Genomic DNA, 18056 nt, shown 5'->3' on the forward strand with positions numbered 1-18056 from the left:
AAATTTAAAAGAAGACAGTAAGATTTACAATGACAACACACCTCTTAACGCTTCCGTGTTCATCTCATAAATAGTATTTGCAAATGGTATAAAATCTATGATTCACTACTATTTTACTTAATGAAGATATAATACAGAACAATCATCAACCACTTTACCAATTTTTAATATTATGACAGCTCTTGGCATTTTTAAGCGTTTATACAGAGGTATTTTTATATATTTTCAAAGTTCAAAATTATACAGTTAAGAAAAAACGCTTTAGGTGAATTTAAAGCACAGATTTCAAATAGCCGCAAACAATGAGACCGTTAGAAGGAGAATTTTTGAAAGGAGATCGATAGATAATACCTTTACTGATATGAGCATTAGATATGATGACTATTTTAGTCCAAGGAAGATTTATAATATTTGTGATATAAATTATTCGCCTTTTAAAAAGCTTTTACGTGAGTATGATTTTATCAATGATGAGAAGATCAAGAGCGAGAGTGCAATCATTCTTTTATTTTTTAATTTTTATAGAAAGATATATTTTTTGAGAATTGCAAGAAAAATATATTATGCTCTCAAGTCTCTCATAAATATGGTATTTATGGGTCATTAGAGTGCCTATTTTAAAATAAATTTTTTATTTTGGAGATGTTTCTCTCATTATTCTCTTGTAGCAATAAAAGCCTGTTCTTATATACGAGGCAGCAAGGCTTGTTGCGACTTGCAGTTTATTATTATTTATGTTGCTTGAAGCAATATACGGGCTTTAGGTGTTATGAGGAGCTATCTTAAAAAGATGCTTTATGAAGGTTGAGGTAGCTTGCTGAATGGAGATTATAATATGGCAAAAGTAATTGGTATTGATTTGGGGACAACGAACTCTTGTGTGGCTGTTATGGATGGCAAAAACGCAAAAGTTATTGAAAACTCAGAAGGAGCGCGAACAACACCTTCCGTTGTTGCCTTTACTGATGGGGGGGAGCGGCTTGTTGGGCAACCTGCTAAACGGCAGGCGGTGACAAATCCTGAAGGGACAGTTTTTGCAGTTAAACGTTTGATAGGGCGCCGTTTTGATGACCCTATGGTTGAAAAAGATAAAGCGCTTGTTCCTTATAAAATTGTTAAAGGTGACAATGGTGATGCATGGGTTGAAGAGGCGGGAAAGAAATATTCTCCGTCACAAATTTCAGCTATGATTTTGCAAAAGATGAAGGAAACAGCAGAATCTTATCTTGGTGAAAAAGTTGAACAAGCCGTTATTACGGTTCCTGCTTATTTTAATGATGCGCAACGTCAAGCCACGAAAGACGCAGGTAAAATTGCTGGACTTGAAGTTTTACGGATTATTAATGAGCCAACTGCTGCTGCTTTAGCTTATGGTTTGGACAAAAAGGACGGAAAAACAATTGCTGTTTACGACCTTGGTGGTGGTACATTTGATATTTCAGTCCTTGAAATTGGAGATGGGGTTTTTGAGGTTAAGTCAACCAATGGAGATACGTTTTTAGGGGGTGAAGACTTTGACATGCGCTTGGTTGGTTATTTTGCCGATGAATTCAAAAAAGAGCAAGGAATTGATCTGAAGAATGATAAACTCGCTTTACAGCGCTTAAAAGAAGCGGCAGAAAAAGCAAAAATTGAGCTTTCTTCGTCACAGCAAACAGAAATCAATTTACCATTTATCACGGCAGATCAATCAGGTCCCAAGCACTTAACAATGAAATTGACTCGGGCAAAATTTGAATCTCTCGTTGACGATTTAGTGCAGCGTACCATTGAACCTTGTAAAGCTGCGTTGAAAGATGCTGGATTAAAGGCCGGTGAGATTGACGAAGTTGTTTTAGTGGGTGGAATGACACGTATGCCCAAGATTCAGCAAGTTGTGCAGAGCTTCTTTGGTAAGGATCCACACAAAGGCGTTAACCCTGATGAAGTGGTCGCAATGGGTGCTGCCATCCAAGGAGGTGTATTGCAAGGCGATGTCAAAGATGTGTTGTTGCTAGATGTAACACCTTTATCTTTGGGTATTGAAACCTTGGGTGGGGTTTTCACACGCCTTATTGAGCGCAATACCACTATCCCGACGAAAAAATCGCAAGTTTTTTCGACAGCTGATGATAACCAGAGTGCTGTAACGATTCGTGTTTTCCAAGGTGAACGGGAAATGGCAAGTGATAATAAGTTATTGGCTCAATTTGATCTTGTTGGTATTCCTCCAGCACCACGTGGTATACCTCAAATTGAAGTTACTTTTGATATCGATGCGAATGGTATTGTTAATGTTTCGGCCAAAGATAAGGGAACAGGTAAAGAGCATCAAATTCGTATTCAGGCATCAGGTGGTTTAAGTGATGCTGATATTGAAAAAATGGTAAAGGATGCAGAAGAGCACGCGGCTGAGGATAAAAAACGCCGTGAAGGTGTTGAAGCTAGAAATCAAGCGGAGGCTCTTATTCATTCAACTGAAAAGTCGCTCAATGAATATGGCGATAAAGTATCAGCTGAAGAAAAGGGACAGATTGAAACAGCAATATCTGATTTGAAATCTGCGCTTGAAGGCAGTGATACGGAAGAAGTAACAACAAAGATGCAAAAATTAGCAGAAGTCAGTATGAAACTTGGACAGGCTATGTACGAAGCCTCACAAGCAGCGAGCGCTGACACTGAAACAGAGGCAAAGAATGATGATGTTGTTGATGCTGATTTTGAAGAAGTTAATGATAAGAAGAAATAGTGTCAGCATATGTGTTGATTAATTGATAAACCCGGCCTTTGAAATATAAGGCTGGGCTTTATTATTTGAGATAAGTTGCAACTTTGTTGCTAAAAATATAAATTAAAAGCAATATTATCCATAAAGATGGATGACAGAAAAATTATCAGGAATACATGATGAAGGTTGACTATTATGAAATTCTTGGCGTGACTCGCGAATGTGATGATAAAAAGTTGAAATCTGCTTTTCGTAAGTTGGCAATGCAATATCATCCTGATCGCAACGCGGGGGATAAAGAGGCAGAGCGAAAATTCAAAGAAATTGGCGAAGCCTATGAAGTTCTTAAAGATCCCCAGAAGCGTGCTGCTTATGATCGATTTGGCCATGCGGCCTTTGAAAATAGCGGTGGTCAAGGGGGAGCAAATCCCTTTGGTGGTTTTGCTGCTGGTGGTGGATTTGCGGATATTTTCGAAGACTTTTTTGGTGAGATTATGGGAGGGACACACCGTAAGCGTGGTGATAGTCGCGAACGTGGCGCAGATTTGAGTTATAATATGGAAGTGACTTTAGAAGAGGCATTTTCAGGAAAAACTGCAGAAATTAATATTCCCAGTTCCGTTACGTGTGATGTTTGTGAAGGATCAGGAGCGAGAAAAGGCTCTAAGCCGCAAGTTTGTGGAACATGTCATGGATCTGGTCGTGTGCGTGCTGCACAGGGTTTCTTTTCTATTGAGCGGACATGTCCTACATGTCATGGACGTGGTGAAACTATTACGGATCCATGCCCCAAATGTCAGGGGACACGGCGTATAGAGAAAAAACGTTCATTAAGCGTAAATGTTCCAGCTGGTATTGAAGATGGAACGCGTATTCGCCTTTCTGGTGAGGGTGATGCTGGTATTCGTGGTGGGCCCAATGGTGATCTTTATATTTTCCTTTCCATTAAACCGCATGAGTTTTTTCAGCGAGAAGGAGCAGATCTTCACTGTCGCGTTCCTATTTCAATGGTAACAGCTGCTTTAGGAGGAGAGTTTGAAGTTTCCGACCTTGATGGTGTTAAAGCACGCGTTAAGATTCCAGAAGGGACACAAAATGGACGTCAATTCCGCCTTAGAGGCAAAGGTATGCCTATGTTGCGCCGTCAGCAAGCAAGGGGTGATCTTTACATCCATATCACGATTGAGACACCGCAGAAATTAACGCAAGAACAACGTGAATTGTTGCAAAAATTTGAGAAACTCTCAAATCATGAAAATTCACCGCAATCACATGGTTTTTTTTCACGTATGAAAGAATTTTTTGAAAATATTTCTGGTTAAAATATGTGAATGTTCTCAGAATAATTAGAGAGAACTGTGGGAAAGTTATTTTCATTAAGCTTTCTATTGTCTCATTATCTTTGAAAAGCATTTTTTCTTGAAAAGAAAAGAGAGAGATAGCTAATTTAGGATAAACTCCTGCTGCTGATAGTTTTTATATTTCATGAATTTTATGGATAAGTCTTATTTTTGAGTGTCTATAACATTTTAAAAAGGGCTTATCCATATAAGAACGCAATTGAGTGATTGATAATAAATATTGCCAGTGTCATGATAACTGCCTTTATGCATTCAGTATTTTTTGTGTTTATTTTTTCACTCAAAATTTCTTTTTAAAGGCTCTATAATAAAACTATAAAATAGGTAGCGGCTTGCCAAGAAACGCTAAATAAACTGTTAGGCAATCCATCTTTTTCAAATAAAGTATCAAATTCTTATAACCGATTTTATTTTTGGCATTTTTCATAGTTTTAATCACTGCTTCCTTTAAAATAAGGGTTATTTTATTCGGAATAGCTTTTACATGCCTCATCTTAGCTTTTAGCAGTAATCATGTCTTTTTAGATGCGGATTTAGTTTTGTATTTCTGATGTCATAAATAGTTCTTCCAGATAATAAAAAACGCTATAATCAAGTTTATTTTGTTCCAAAGAAATTGTGGAATGAGATAATGTGTGTTGAATGCTAAAGAAGACATAACAAAACAAGTTTTGAGGTATTCGATGTATCTCTCTTGTGGGGAAACAGATTCGATGGAATTCACTTAATTGAATTTATTGGCATAATAAAAAGTTGGTGGGAAGATAGAGGAAGTTACCTTTAAAAAGAAAAAATAAATACAATAAAAAATAGCACAATATGCTTAGAAAACAGCACGATATATTGTTGAAATTGATTAGTGATATGGAAAGGGAAATTTACGAAATGAATCTTTTTTCATAAAATAACATAATTAAAAGAATTAAAAATTCTAAAAAACATTGAATAATTCAAGCATGTATCGCTATGCAGAAAGAAAAACTTAATGACAGATCATGAAAAATGAGAAGTTTTATAAAACCTTACGAAGAGAGTAATCTAAACAATTAAATGCTTTTACGAAGATGCTTCTGAAGAGCTACTCGCAATAAAATCAAAATATATGATAATTTTGCAAAGCCTTTTTTCAATTTTACGATATAAAAAGATAAATTATTATTATAAATCAATTTATTATAATTCTCCATGAGGAGCGTTCAGTTGACATTTCCTCATGTTTAATGATTGAGAAAAAGTCAAATTTTTAAAACCAAAGTTATAGTTTATTGAGATAAGCTATAAAGCGGTTGAGTGATTTCTTATCTTGGGAATATGTTAATTTTATTATGATAAGAAACTTTATTTTTATCTTACAAAATCAATGGTTGTATATATTCCTATTCATTGTTAAGTATCCATAGGGATAAACTAATGAGTTGAATGTACGGCTTAGCTTCAAAATTTTGCTTTTCAATTTTATATATAAGATCATAAAATAATGACATTTTTTTACGTCTATTTTGTTTAATTTTTCGCTGTCAATTTTTAAAGGAAGTATTTTGTATTTCATTTCGTTATTCCTTTTTCGTAATTTAGAGGAAAATTGACGATTTTCAGGGGAGGGGGTGGATAGAGTAAAGTTTGGTTTTATTGTTTTCACTTTTCCTAAATTTCATTAAGAGATGGTAAAAAGTGATGAGGAGGCTCTATTGATGGATGATGCTAAAAACGGTGATGTAGATGTTTTGGAAAAACAAGCAGCATTTTTATCGTCTGCTTTACCTTATATGCAAAAATATGAAAATGAAACGGTCGTGGTAAAATATGGCGGCCATGCTATGGGTGATCCTGATTTGGGGCGAGCATTTGCGCGTGATATTGCTCTATTAAAGCAATCGGGAATTAATCCTGTTGTTGTTCATGGTGGTGGGCCTCAAATTGCTGAAATTTTAATGAAAATGGGGATTGAATCGCGATTTGAAAACGGACTACGGGTAACCGATGAGCGGATCGTTGAAGTGGTTGAAATGGTTTTAGCGGGTTCCATAAATAAAGAAATTGTTGCTCTCATCAATGCTGAGGGTGAATGGGCAATAGGATTATGCGGCAAGGATGGCAATATGGTTTTTGCCGAAAAGGCTTATAAAACTGTCATTGATCCTGATTCGCATATTGAACGTGTTTTAGATTTGGGGTTTGTTGGTGAGCCTGTTGAAGTTGATCGCACATTGCTAGATCTTTTAGCATCTTCTGAAATGATACCAGTTCTTGCTCCTGTAGCTCCAGGACGCGATGGTAAAACTTATAATATCAATGCTGATATTTTTGCTGGAGCTATTGCTGGTGCATTAGAGGCTAAACGCCTTTTATTTCTCACTGATGTTCCTGGTGTTTTGGATAAACAGGGTAAACTTTTAAAAGAATTGACAGTTTCTGAAGCTGAAAAATTTATTAAAAATGGGACAATTTCAGGAGGTATGATTCCAAAAGTAGAGACTTGTATAAAAGCCCTTCAAAATGGTGTGGAAGGTGTTGTCATTTTAAATGGTAAAACTCCTCATTCTGTTTTACTAGAGCTGTTTACCGAACAGGGAGTTGGAACGCTTATTGTTTCATAAATTGTGGGGAAAATTGGAAGAGAAAGTTTTTCATGGTGAATCTAAAACAGTTTAAATATCCTTTATTAAGTAAGCCAGAATTGGCAATATTTACTGCGACAATATTGTGGGGCATTACATTTTTAGTCATTCACATTGCGGTACGCTATAGTGGTCCTCTGTTTTTTGTTGGATTTCGTTTTATTGTTGCATCTCTTATATGTGGGGTAATTTTTTGGCGCTCTATAAAAGGTATAACTGTTTATGAAGTTTTCGCTGGGATGGCGATAGGTTTAGCCATGTTTTTTGGTTATGCTTTTCAAGCAGCTGGACTTCAAACAATTATTAGTAGTCAGTCAGCTTTTATCACAGCGCTTTATGTACCGATGGTTCCAATCTTGCAATGGATTGTTTTTAAAAAACCTCCCCGTTTAGCTTGTTGGATTGGTATTATTTTCGCTTTTATTGGGCTTGTATTGATTTCAGGACAAAAGCCGGGAAATTTTGATTTTTCAAAAGGCGAAATTTTAACTTTGTTAGGCGCTTTAGCGATTGCTGGAGAAGTCATACTCATCGGAATTTTTGCGAACAAGGTTGATAGTCGGCGTGTAACCATTATTCAGTTATTTTTTAGTGGTTTTTTTTCATTTGCTTGTATGCCTTTGATGGGTGAAAGCATTCCTGAATTTTCGTGGGTGTGGTTTAATATTGGTATAGGATTGGCATTAATGAGTGCCATCATTCAATTAGCTATGAATTGGGCACAAAAGTCTATTTCCCCTACGCGTGCGACACTCATTTACGCAGGTGAACCGGTATGGGCTGGTATTGTTGGGCGTTTGGCTGGAGAACATTTATCTCCCTTAGCTTTATTGGGCGGTTTGCTTATTCTGATTGGGATCATTGTGGCTGAATTACAACCTTCACAATGGCGTAAAAAAAATAAAGCAATTAAAAAAATTGATTAGCTATACATTTTTTTATTATGATTTTATTGCATGAGATTTTTTCTTGTAGAGTTTTCATTTTTAAGGCTTTTTTAATATTAAGATGATTAAGAAGTTCTATAAGTTATTCCAGCTTTTGCATGCCAAATTGGAGAAATAGTATGCTTCTATCTGTTTGCCTAACTTCTGAAACGGGCAGACAACCTTTATTGAGCCAAAGCATGAGGTGATATAAAGGTAAAAATTAACGCCTATCTTTAAATTCGGCTTTACAACTTTCAAAAATATCTACGGTAATGTTTTTGAATAATGAAAACTATGCACTGTCGCACGTTATTTCTTTTGTCCTTTAATAGAGTTACGCTTCTCACGCAAAATAGAACGTCCAAAGTACCCATAACGTTGTGCATTAAATCGTTTTTTTTAAAAGATAATTTTCTCAATATACATCATATTCATTGACGGTCCACATGAAGTATAGAAAAACCACAGAGCATCATTATAAATCAATGCGTTATCCAATGAATCGAAGAGGATTGGTGTGTTTTATCTTTAATAGAGGAAGGAAGGAGTTATATAAAAAGTATACAAAAGCATCACTCAATAGAGCATATTTCTAAAGTTTTAAAAATTGAGAAGAAACTCCCTCGATATTCATGTTATCTTATATAAGATTGCTAAAAAAGAAGATTATTGCATACAAATAAAAAAGCATTTCTTGCGAATTTATTGCAAGCCTAAATGATATACACGCCCATCATATAAATATGATAATACATTGATTTATAATTATAATATATCATTATTCACATTGAGTTAAAACCCTGAATATTGTAAAACTTTCTCACTTCAAATCATTTTCATGTTAAATCAATCCAAATCACTTGCTTACACATCACAAGTGGGTGGGGGGCATGTGGGTAAAGACTGTACAAGAAAGGCATATCTCTTATAAACTTTTTCAAGTGTAAAGGATCGTCGTAATATTGGAGGTTGGCAAAGTGTGTGATGGTGCCAGCTTACTACAGCATATGAGTTATCAAATAAGATGTGAAAGGATCATTTTAGCACCATTGGATTTAATTTAGCAAACAAAAGCCTCATTTTTTAGGCTATAAAAAGTTGTGTTTTGAGAAGCTTTTTAGGTTTATATTCTTTTGATAGAAGCCGGAGCATAATTGGTCTTTGCGTTTTGTATTATTCTTTGCTAAATCGCCTTATATGACAATAGATCGTAATTATATTCGTAATTTTTCCATCGTGGCGCATATTGATCACGGCAAATCCACTTTAGCTGATCGTTTGATTCAAATAACAGGTGGGCTTGATACACGTGAGATGAAAGAACAAGTACTCGATTCCATGGATATTGAGCGTGAACGTGGAATTACTATTAAAGCACAGACGGTACGTTTACACTATAAAGCAAAGAATGGTGAAACCTATATTTTAAATCTTATGGATACACCTGGTCATGTGGATTTTGCTTATGAGGTTTCGCGTTCATTGGCAGCTTGTGAAGGTTCTCTGTTGGTGGTGGATGCAAGCCAAGGCGTAGAGGCGCAGACGTTAGCAAATGTTTATCAAGCCATTGATAATTCCCATGAGTTGGTTGTTGTTCTCAATAAAGTTGATCTTCCAGCAGCAGAACCTGAGCGTGTTAAAGAACAAATTGAAGATGTGATAGGCATTGATACATCTCAAGCAGTAGAAATATCAGCAAAAACAGGTTTGGGTGTTCCTGATGTTCTGGAGGCAATTGTTGCACAATTACCACCTCCACATACAGGCGATGTTGCAAATCCCTTGAAAGCAATGTTGGTTGATAGCTGGTATGATGCATATCTTGGCGTTATTGTATTGGTACGGGTGATAGATGGTATTTTAAAAAAAGGACAGACCATTCGTATGATGGGTACAGGTGCAAAATATCCAGTTGAGCGCGTTGGGGTGTTTACACCTAAAATGGTACAGGTTGATGAGTTAGGACCAGGCGAGATTGGTTTTATCACTGCTTCTATCAAAGAGGTAGCAGATACACGGGTTGGGGATACGATTACTGAAGAGTGCCGTCCTTGTGAAAATGCTTTGTCTGGTTTTAAGCCTGCGCAACCGGTTGTCTTTTGTGGGCTTTTTCCAATTGATGCTGCTGATTTTGATGATTTGCGTGCAGCCATGGGCAAATTACGCTTAAATGATGCGAGTTTTTCTTTTGAAATGGAAACGTCTGCGGCTTTGGGGTTTGGTTTTCGCTGTGGTTTTTTGGGACTTCTGCATCTTGAAATTATTCAAGAGCGATTAGAGCGTGAGTTTAATTTGGATTTAATTGCGACAGCACCTTCAGTTGTTTATCGCATGAATATGAATGATGGTTCTGTTAAAGAGTTGCACAATCCAGCGGATATGCCTGATGTGGTTAAAATTTCTTCCATAGAAGAACCATGGATTCGAGCGACAATCATGACTCCTGATAATTATCTTGGGTCAATTTTAGAGCTATGCCAAGAGCGGCGTGGGGTACAGGTTGGTTTGTCCTATGTTGGAACCCGTGCTATGGTAACGTATGATTTACCACTGAATGAAGTTGTTTTTGATTTTTATGATCGGCTAAAATCGATTTCAAAGGGTTATGCTTCTTTTGATTATCAAATGACAGATTATGCAGAAGGTGATTTAGTTAAAATGTCTATTTTGGTGAATGGAGAGCCTATTGATGCATTATCGATGCTTGTTCACCGCATGATTGCAGAAAAGCGCGGGCGTTCAATGTGTGAAAAACTGAAAGATCTTATTCCTCAGCATATGTTTCAGATTCCAGTTCAAGCGGCTATTGGTGGTAAAGTTATAGCGCGCGAAACGATTCGTGCTTTGCGTAAAGATGTAACAGCGAAATGTTACGGGGGTGATGTTACGCGTAAGCGCAAACTTTTGGAAAAGCAAAAAGAAGGCAAAAAGCGGATGCGCCAATTTGGAAAAGTAGAAATTCCACAATCGGCATTTATTCAAGCGCTCAAAATGAACAAATAATGAAAAAAGGGGTATTTTCTCTCATTGATTGCGCTTTTGCTTTTGTCGATTGGTTCAGGTGTTTAAAGGATACTTTAAATAGAATTGCGCCGTGCTTCATGTTTTTGTGTATTGCGTAATGGTGTCACTTTCTTACGTAAAACAGAATGCTTTAAACAAAATACATTTATGTTGCATATTGGCGTGCTCGTTTTCGTAAATCATCACTCAATACATCAAACTCCATTTCACAACGGGGGCTATGAAAAATATAACGTAAAATACACTGTGAATGATATAAAATCCATTTTGGCATTACCGCTTTTACGCGTCAGAAAGGTGCAAAGCGCACCCATCATACTCTTTTTCAGCTCAAAATATTATGACAGTCCTTATCATTTGAGAGAATTCATTAAAAGTATTTCACTCTTTTCTTAAAGTGTTTCTTACCCACACACCAACTGCGTTTGTAACGTGTAAGGAAATGATAGTGATTGATTCACTATGAAAGGATTTGAAATGAGAGAATCCTTGTATTCGAGGTTATTATTCAAGTTAAAAAACGATGAAATATTATTATGCATTAATCTTGTGTCTAAGAACGTAAAAGATCATTAATGGATGTTTTTTCTCGTGTTTTTTGATCAACGCGTTTTACAATAACAGCACAATAAAGGCTAGGTCCTGCTTCACCATTTGGTAAAGGTTTTCCAGGGAGAGAACCTGGTACAACCACTGAATAGGCTGGTACTTCACCAATAAAAATTTCACCTGTTGTACGATCAATAATCTTTGTTGATTTTCCAATAAAGACTCCCATTCCCAAAACAGCACCTTCACGGATAATACAGCCTTCAACAATTTCAGAGCGAGCACCGATAAAGCAATGATCTTCAATGATTGTTGGATTTGCTTGCAGTGGTTCTAAAACACCTCCAATACCAACACCGCCAGAAAGATGGACATGTTTACCAATTTGTGCACAAGAACCAACGGTGGTCCATGTATCAACCATTGTGCCCTCATCGATAAAAGCACCAAGATTGACAAAGGATGGCATCAATATAACATTGGGTGCAATGTAAGCAGAATGACGTACAATGGCTCCAGGAACGGAACGGAAATCAGCACTTTTAAAATCTTCCTCTTGCCAACCAGAGAATTTTGAAGGAACTTTATCCCACCAATGTGTCCCATTGATTCCACCAGTAATAATTTGCATAGGATTAAGCCGAAAAGAGAGCAAAACCGCTTTTTTCAACCATTGATGAACATGCCATTGTCCATTTTTTTGTCGTTCTGCAACACGGATTTCACCTTTATCAAGAAGGTTCAATGCATGTTCAACACTCTCACGTATTTCGCCTTTTGTGGTAGTATCGATGGAATCACGATCGTCAAAAGCTCGTTCGATAATAATTTCAAGTTGTGTGATATGGGTCATGACGAGAGTTCCGTTAAACAAGTTGAAAGCTTCAAGATTTATTCTCTATGAACTACGCGAAGAAATGTGTTCAGTCAATAAAACGATGAGGAAGTAGGACAGGTGCATGAAAAAAGGCTGTAAAGAAAAAAGAAAAAGGGAGCAAGAAAACTGGACACCACTTCTCCATACGAAGGATGCTCTACAACAGATCCATAAAGTCTCTAATTCAGCACAAGTGCGTTCGTCTACTTATCGTTTAGCCTATATCGATCAAGATTTTATGATGCGTCCAGAGCTGCGCTCACAACGTATTAGTCTTGAATTTTTAAAGCCGGAAATAACCCTTAAAGAATATGATATTCAATCAACAGTTGTTTTGTTTGGTGGTGCGCGTATTCCTGAACCTGGGCAAGCAGCGTGGGTTGCAAAGAATGAAATACAAAAGAAAAATTTGCATGCTATGTCACATTATTACGATGAAGCAAGAGAGTTTGCACGTTTGTGCTCACTTTATTCTGCTACGACACAATATCGTGAATTTGTGGTTGTTACGGGGGGCGGACCAGGAATCATGGAGGCGGGAAATCGTGGTGCTTGTGATGTTGGTGCTCCAACGATTGGCTTGAATATTATTTTACCACATGAGCAAGAGCCTAATTCGTATGTGTCGCCGCATTTATGTTTCAATTTTCATTATTTGGGGATGCGCAAAATGCATTTTTTAGTACGAGCGAAAGCCCTAGCCATTTTCCCTGGAGGATTTGGGACTCTGGATGAACTGTTTGAGACATTAACTTTAGTACAGACGGGGCGTATGAAACAGGTACCAATTTTATTGTTTGGCAAAGAATTTTGGAGCAATACTGTCAATTTTGAGTATCTGTCTGCACAAGGTACAATTTCTCCTACTGATATTAATTTTGTAAAATTTGTTAATACAGCAGCAGAAGCTTTTGAAGAAATTCGTTCTTTTTATAAACTGCTTTAACGACTTTTGAGATGTTCACTCTTGAAGGATCATTAATACTCTACTTTGGTTAAATAAAGTCCTGAGGGGGGGGCAACAACACCACAACGTTTACGATCTTTAGCATGAAGAGCTGCTTCGAGATCTTGAGCTGTCCAACGTCCAATACCTACTTCCATGAGGCTTCCTGCGAATGAACGGATTTGATGATGAAGAAAAGAACGAGCTTGTGCATAAAGGAAAATTTCTTCACCTTCTCTTTGAATATCGAGGCGTTCAAGGGTGCGAATAGGGCTTTTGGCTTGGCAGTGTGCTGAACGGAAAGTTGTAAAATCATGTTGTCCTACAAGCTTTTGCGCTGCTTCATGCATGGCGTCAGCATTAAGAGGCTTTGGCAACCACCACACGCGTTTGGCATTTAAGGCTGGTGGAGAGCGACGATTAAGTATTTTAAAAAGATAATGGCGTTTTATAGCGGAAAATCGTGCATCAAAGTCATCAGGGACATTTTCTACGTTTAGGATTGAAATTGCTTCTCCCTGTTTTCGTAAAAGAGTATTGAGCGCATCACGTACAGTATGGGGATGCCAGTTTTTTTCAAAATCAACATGCGCAACTTGTCCCGTAGCATGTACTCCTGCATCCGTTCGTCCTGCTGTTGTTATGGTCAATTGTTGTCCACTGAAGCAAAAAATCGCTTGTTCAAGAGCTCCTTGTATAGTGTGAAGTTTTGCTTGACGCTGCCAACCAGCATAATTTGAACCATCATATTCAAGAGTGAGTTTAAAACGTGGCATCTTAAAAAACAGCAGAAATATGAGCACCTCGCAAAAATGTTGCGCACTCAAGAATTTTACCGCCAGATCTTTGGAGAGAGGTTATTTCTATCCGTCCTTGCCCACAATGGATAATCAAAGAATCTGGTTCTATCCGTCCAATTTCAAGAGAAGGACCTGTTGTTAAGCGACTATCAAGAATTTTTACACGTTCTTCTCGTCCACCGATATTCATGTTGCACCAGCAACTAGGAGAGGGAGAGAGCGCGCGAATATGCCTATGAATAAACTCTGCAGGTTTTGTCCAATCAATGCGGGTCTCTTCTTTTCTAATTTTGGCCGCATAGGTGATGCCTTCTTCTGATTGTGGGGTCAGTTTAAGTTGTCCTTTTTCAAGAGTTGATAAAGTCTCTACCATAAGTTCTGCGCCAATATGTGAAAGTCTGTTTGAAAGCTCCGCAGTGGTGGTGTTATCAGTAATGGGGATGGAGCGAGAAAGAGCGATAGGCCCCGTATCAAGTCCTTCATCCATTTTCATGATCATGATACCTGTTTCTTTATCACCAGCCATAATTGCTCGTTGAATAGGCGCAGCACCACGCCAACGTGGTAAGAGTGAAGCGTGGGCATTAAAACAACCAAAACGTGGCGTTTCGAGAATAGCTTTGGGTAAAAGGAGTCCATAAGCCACCACAATAGCAGCATCAACAGAAAGTGCTGCAAATTGCTCCTGTTGTTCGATTGTTTTGAGTGTTTGAGGCGTGAAGACAGGAATGGATTTTTCTTGCGCTGCAATTTGAACAGGTGAAGGGATTAATTTAAGCCCTCGACGTCCTGCTGGGCGAGGGGGTTGACTATAAACAGCAACAACATCATGACCTGCATCCAGTAAAGCATGTAAAATAGGAACAGAAAAATCTGGTGTTCCCATAAAACTTAATCGTAAAGCCATTACAAAACTGCTTCCTGCATGTTTTTTTCTTTTGCGCGTTTTTTTAATTTTCGTATCACCATATCGCGTTTGATCTTTGAAATGTAATCAATAAAAAGGCGCCCATCTAAATGATCAATTTCATGCTGCAAGCAAGTTGCTAAGAGATCGTCTGCTTCAATTTCTGTTTGTTTTCCTTCACGGTTCTGATAGCGAACACGAAGGCGTTTAGGACGTTCAACCTCTGCAAAATAATCAGGAATAGAAAGACAACCTTCTTTGTAAATATTACGCTCATCTGAAAGCCATAAAATTTCAGGGTTGATAATAACAAGTGGTTTTTTCTGCTCATCTTCAGAATTTCCAGAGACATCTATAACCAATATACGTAGCGGTATACCAATTTGAATAGCAGCAAGACCAACGCCTTTAGCATTATACATGGTTTCCAACATGTCATCCGCAAGTTTTTGGAGAGCTGAATCGACCTGCTCAACAGGTTTGGACACTTCCCGTAAAATCGGATCAGGTAAAGTAACTAAAGATCTCATTGGCATAAGTAGAGATTAATCAATGGTTTGTTATTGGTCAATATTGAATAACGGATTCTTGCGTTTTTTTACAATAAGAGCGTTATATTACAATTTATGTTTGATTCGTTTTTTTCCATACTTGCTGGTGATTTTTTTTCTAAACTAATGCTTTTGCTTTTATTTATACTTGTCTGTTTGACATTTTTTATGTTGATACATTCTCATCGAAAAAAAGCATTTTTGGAAAATGAAATTGCTGAACGCGCACGTGAGGCACAAATGCAGATGGCTACTTTGCTGAAAACACAAGCTGAAATGCAAGGGCGAATGCAAACGATGGCGGAAATTTTTGGTCAACGGCAGGCTGAATTGAATAAATCACTCAGTGAGCAACTCAATGGGATGACAACAAGCTTAGGCCAAACACTTCAGGTACAGACCAAATCCACTTATGAAAATTTTAATCGTTTGCAAGAGCGTTTAGCAGTGATTGATGCAGCACAAAATAATATTCAATCGCTTACGGGACAAGTTGTTCAGTTGCAGTCCATTTTAAGCAATAAGCAGACGCGTGGTACTTTCGGTCAAGGGCGGATGGAAGCAATTATTGCCGATGCCTTACCAACAAACGCTTATGCTTTTCAGGCTGTTCTTTCCAATGGAAAGCGCCCAGATTGTCTCATTCATATGCCCAATAAAGCTCCTTCTCTTGTTGTTGATGCTAAATTTCCTCTGGAGGCTTGGAATGCTATGCGTAAGGCAGAATCAGCGCAAGAGCGTCAAGAGGCAGAACGCCAATTTCGTACCGATATGGAAGTTCATATCCGTGATATTGCACAAAAATATTTGATTCCTGGAGAAACCCATGACACTGCTTTCCTTTTTGTGCCATCTGAATCGATTTTCGCAACAATTTATGAGGACTTTGAGGCATTGGTACAAAAATCCAATAGAGCCCATGTGATTATTGTTTCACCATCTTTGTTGATGCTCTCTGTCCAAGTGGTACAAACCATTATGAAAGATGCGCGGATGCGTGAACAAGCGCATTTAATTCAATCAGAAGTAGCAAAATTGATGGAAGATTTTGGACGAATGGATACGCGTGTTCGCGCACTACAGAAGCACTTTCATAAAGCAGGTGAAGATATAGAGGGAATTTTGATATCGTCCTCCAAAATCATGAAACGGGCAAATCGCATTGAAACTGTCGAATTAAAAGAAAATTACTCTGAACCAACAAAAATGACAACATTGGCTCAGTCGCGAACATTGCGTTTTGCTGATGAGGAATAAAGCAAAGCAAGCTTCTTAAATATTACAAGTTAGATCATGTTCTTTATTGATTGGTAATCATTTTTTAGTATCTCTATCTTGTTTTATTTCTTAAACGAGAGGAATAGGAATATGCGACACCTTTTGTTTTTAGGGGCACTGGTGTTTTTGCTAGAGGGATGTGCAACAACCACTCCCATCCACACAAATAATGCTTGTGCTATTTTAGCACAAAAAAATGGTTTTTTTGACAATTGGGGTAAGGTGTCTCAAAGAGCGGAAATGCGCTATGGAATTCCTATGCCTATTATTCTTGCAACCATTAAGATGGAATCGAGCTTTCGTCACAATGCACGTCCTCCACGCAAAAAACTACTTGGTTTTATACCATGGAAGCGTCGGTCGACAGCTTATGGTTATGCTCAAGCGCTTGATAGTACATGGGCAATGTATCTTCGCTCTACAGGAAAGTCTTTTGCATGGCGTACGAATTTCGCAGATGCTGCTGATTTTGTTGCTTGGTATCATCGCCAAAGTGTTCAACGCAATGGGGTGAGGTTTGATGATGCATATAGCCTTTATTTAAATTATCATATGGGGCATGGTGCTTATGCACGTAGTGGTGGGCATGTCAGTGCTGCGCTTTCACAGACAGCACAGCGCATGGCAAGGATATCGAGGCTCTATGAACAGCAATTAAAAAGATGTGGATGGCATTAGGGAAGATTTTTGAAAATCTCAATCAGGGAATTGATAGGATAAAATTATTCGAAAGCAAAATTCCGCATGGTATGATAAAATAGTGTCGTTTTTCCGATCGTTCAATGAAATAAATTGTTATTTTTTAGAATAAACTCAAGCAACAGAAAGTTTTTGCAATACACAATATATTTGAAGATACTCTCGACATTTTTACCTCCTTTGTTAAAAAAATTTATAATAGAAACTATCTTCTATTTAGCGCTGGCATTTCGCATTGGGCTAAGTGCCAGAGATTATTGCAGAAAAATTTTAAAATATAATATCATTTTTTATTTTCATTATGCGTATTACTGGCTGATTATTATATGAATATTTTCTTTGTTAAGCGTATAAAATAGCAATTAAAACAAAAGCAGTTCGGTCCTCATAAAAAGGGTAAAATATTCAATATAAAAAAACGAGAAATGCATTAAACGAAAAAACGTTATTTTGTATAAAGAGAGCGCTACAGTCTTCAAAAGAACTAGGTGTATTTAGTATTGTATGAAATAAAACATACTCGTCCATCCAGTCCATCTTAATTGAAAGAAGTTATCTTATTGTATTGTAAAAACACTCCCGTTTATAGGATGATAAAGTATATGCAACTTTACACACAATGAATACTCAGGGTAGGGAGTATTCAGAGAAAGATTTGTAGCGCCTATGAAGTAACAAGTCAGTCTCCAATGTTGTGATAGCTTTTGCATTTGAGAATATTTATGAGAAGCATTTTTATTCTTTTTCTTAAATGGTTTAAGCATATTGATTTATAAAGATAATATATCGTTATTCATATTAAAGTAAGAA

12 protein-coding genes are annotated in these 18056 nt (G+C 37.3%); 8 read left to right on the forward strand and 4 right to left on the reverse strand.

The window, feature by feature from the left end; translation table 11 throughout:
- Positions 1-835 precede the first annotated feature (835 nt).
- The 5 genes from dnaK (at position 836) to lepA (ending at position 10618) form a co-directional block, all read left to right on the forward strand.
- A complete protein-coding gene (gene dnaK / locus ACFIMX_RS00645) occupies positions 836-2728 on the forward strand; it encodes a molecular chaperone DnaK (protein ID WP_273790233.1) in 1893 nt (630 codons plus the stop codon).
- 158 nt (positions 2729-2886) lie between these two features.
- Entirely contained in the window at positions 2887-4029 is a 1143-nt protein-coding gene (gene dnaJ, locus ACFIMX_RS00650; protein WP_375611466.1) for a molecular chaperone DnaJ, read from the forward strand.
- Between the two features lie 1730 nt (positions 4030-5759).
- Complete coding sequence (argB, locus tag ACFIMX_RS00655; RefSeq protein ID WP_375633738.1) at positions 5760-6665, forward strand: acetylglutamate kinase; 906 nt, start codon at positions 5760-5762, stop codon at positions 6663-6665.
- Between the two features lie 32 nt (positions 6666-6697).
- On the forward strand, positions 6698-7612 hold the full coding sequence (locus ACFIMX_RS00660) for a DMT family transporter (protein WP_375617501.1): 915 nt from the start codon (positions 6698-6700) through the stop codon (positions 7610-7612).
- A 1200-nt stretch (positions 7613-8812) separates the two neighbouring features.
- Entirely contained in the window at positions 8813-10618 is a 1806-nt protein-coding gene (gene lepA / locus ACFIMX_RS00665; protein WP_375693908.1) for a translation elongation factor 4, read from the forward strand.
- A 574-nt stretch (positions 10619-11192) separates the two neighbouring features.
- Here the strand turns inward: lepA and dapD are convergent.
- Entirely contained in the window at positions 11193-12041 is an 849-nt protein-coding gene (dapD, locus tag ACFIMX_RS00670; RefSeq protein ID WP_375693893.1) for a 2,3,4,5-tetrahydropyridine-2,6-dicarboxylate N-succinyltransferase, read from the reverse strand.
- A gap of 106 nt (positions 12042-12147) precedes the next feature.
- Here dapD and ACFIMX_RS00675 point away from each other — a divergent pair, with 106 nt between their 5' ends.
- Complete coding sequence (locus ACFIMX_RS00675) at positions 12148-13011, forward strand: LOG family protein (RefSeq protein ID WP_375617504.1); 864 nt, start codon at positions 12148-12150, stop codon at positions 13009-13011.
- A 32-nt stretch (positions 13012-13043) separates the two neighbouring features.
- Here the strand turns inward: ACFIMX_RS00675 and truA are convergent, their stop codons facing one another.
- From truA to def, 3 genes are read right to left on the reverse strand one after another with little or no spacing between them, the layout of a single operon-like run.
- Positions 13044-13787, reverse strand: coding sequence for a tRNA pseudouridine(38-40) synthase TruA (gene truA, locus ACFIMX_RS00680; RefSeq protein WP_375617505.1), 744 nt, complete (start codon positions 13785-13787; stop codon positions 13044-13046).
- Between the two features lies 1 nt (position 13788).
- Positions 13789-14718 carry a methionyl-tRNA formyltransferase gene (gene fmt, locus ACFIMX_RS00685; RefSeq protein WP_375693894.1) on the reverse strand — a complete coding sequence of 310 codons (930 nt, stop codon included), beginning with the start codon at positions 14716-14718 and terminating at the stop codon, positions 13789-13791.
- Positions 14718-15254 carry a peptide deformylase gene (def, locus tag ACFIMX_RS00690; RefSeq protein WP_375617507.1) on the reverse strand — a complete coding sequence of 179 codons (537 nt, stop codon included), beginning with the start codon at positions 15252-15254 and terminating at the stop codon, positions 14718-14720. The genes fmt and def overlap by 1 nt, the downstream gene beginning before the upstream one ends.
- 90 nt (positions 15255-15344) lie before the next feature.
- On the opposite strand from def, the gene ACFIMX_RS00695 reads away from it, so the two are divergent.
- The gene (locus ACFIMX_RS00695) at positions 15345-16526 is read left to right on the forward strand and encodes a DNA recombination protein RmuC (RefSeq protein ID WP_375693895.1); all 1182 of its coding nucleotides are present in this window, start codon (positions 15345-15347) and stop codon (positions 16524-16526) included.
- 111 nt (positions 16527-16637) lie between these two features.
- Positions 16638-17225: a hypothetical protein gene (locus ACFIMX_RS00700; protein WP_375611399.1), complete on the forward strand. Its 588-nt coding sequence runs from the start codon at positions 16638-16640 to the stop codon at positions 17223-17225.
- The last annotated feature ends 831 nt before the right edge of the window (positions 17226-18056 follow it).

It is taken from the genome of Bartonella sp. AD24XZML (assembly GCF_042196485.1).
GTDB lineage: Bacteria > Pseudomonadota > Alphaproteobacteria > Rhizobiales > Rhizobiaceae > Bartonella.

Bases quoted from the DNA above. Each gene is read 5' to 3' on its own strand.
- ACFIMX_RS00695 (WP_375693895.1), top strand. From the start codon at position 15,345: ATGTTTGATTCGTTTTTTTCCATACTTGCTGGTGATTTTTTTTCTAAA.
- dnaJ (WP_375611466.1), top strand. From the start codon at position 2,887: ATGAAGGTTGACTATTATGAAATTCTTGGCGTGACTCGCGAATGTGAT.
- lepA (WP_375693908.1), top strand. From the start codon at position 8,813: ATGACAATAGATCGTAATTATATTCGTAATTTTTCCATCGTGGCGCAT.
- ACFIMX_RS00700 (WP_375611399.1), top strand. From the start codon at position 16,638: ATGCGACACCTTTTGTTTTTAGGGGCACTGGTGTTTTTGCTAGAGGGA.
- dapD (WP_375693893.1), bottom strand. From the start codon at position 12,041: ATGACCCATATCACACAACTTGAAATTATTATCGAACGAGCTTTTGAC.
- def (WP_375617507.1), bottom strand. From the start codon at position 15,254: ATGCCAATGAGATCTTTAGTTACTTTACCTGATCCGATTTTACGGGAA.
- fmt (WP_375693894.1), bottom strand. From the start codon at position 14,718: ATGGCTTTACGATTAAGTTTTATGGGAACACCAGATTTTTCTGTTCCT.
- argB (WP_375633738.1), top strand. From the start codon at position 5,760: ATGGATGATGCTAAAAACGGTGATGTAGATGTTTTGGAAAAACAAGCA.
- truA (WP_375617505.1), bottom strand. From the start codon at position 13,787: ATGCCACGTTTTAAACTCACTCTTGAATATGATGGTTCAAATTATGCT.
- ACFIMX_RS00675 (WP_375617504.1), top strand. From the start codon at position 12,148: ATGAAAAAAGGCTGTAAAGAAAAAAGAAAAAGGGAGCAAGAAAACTGG.
- dnaK (WP_273790233.1), top strand. From the start codon at position 836: ATGGCAAAAGTAATTGGTATTGATTTGGGGACAACGAACTCTTGTGTG.
- ACFIMX_RS00660 (WP_375617501.1), top strand. From the start codon at position 6,698: ATGGTGAATCTAAAACAGTTTAAATATCCTTTATTAAGTAAGCCAGAA.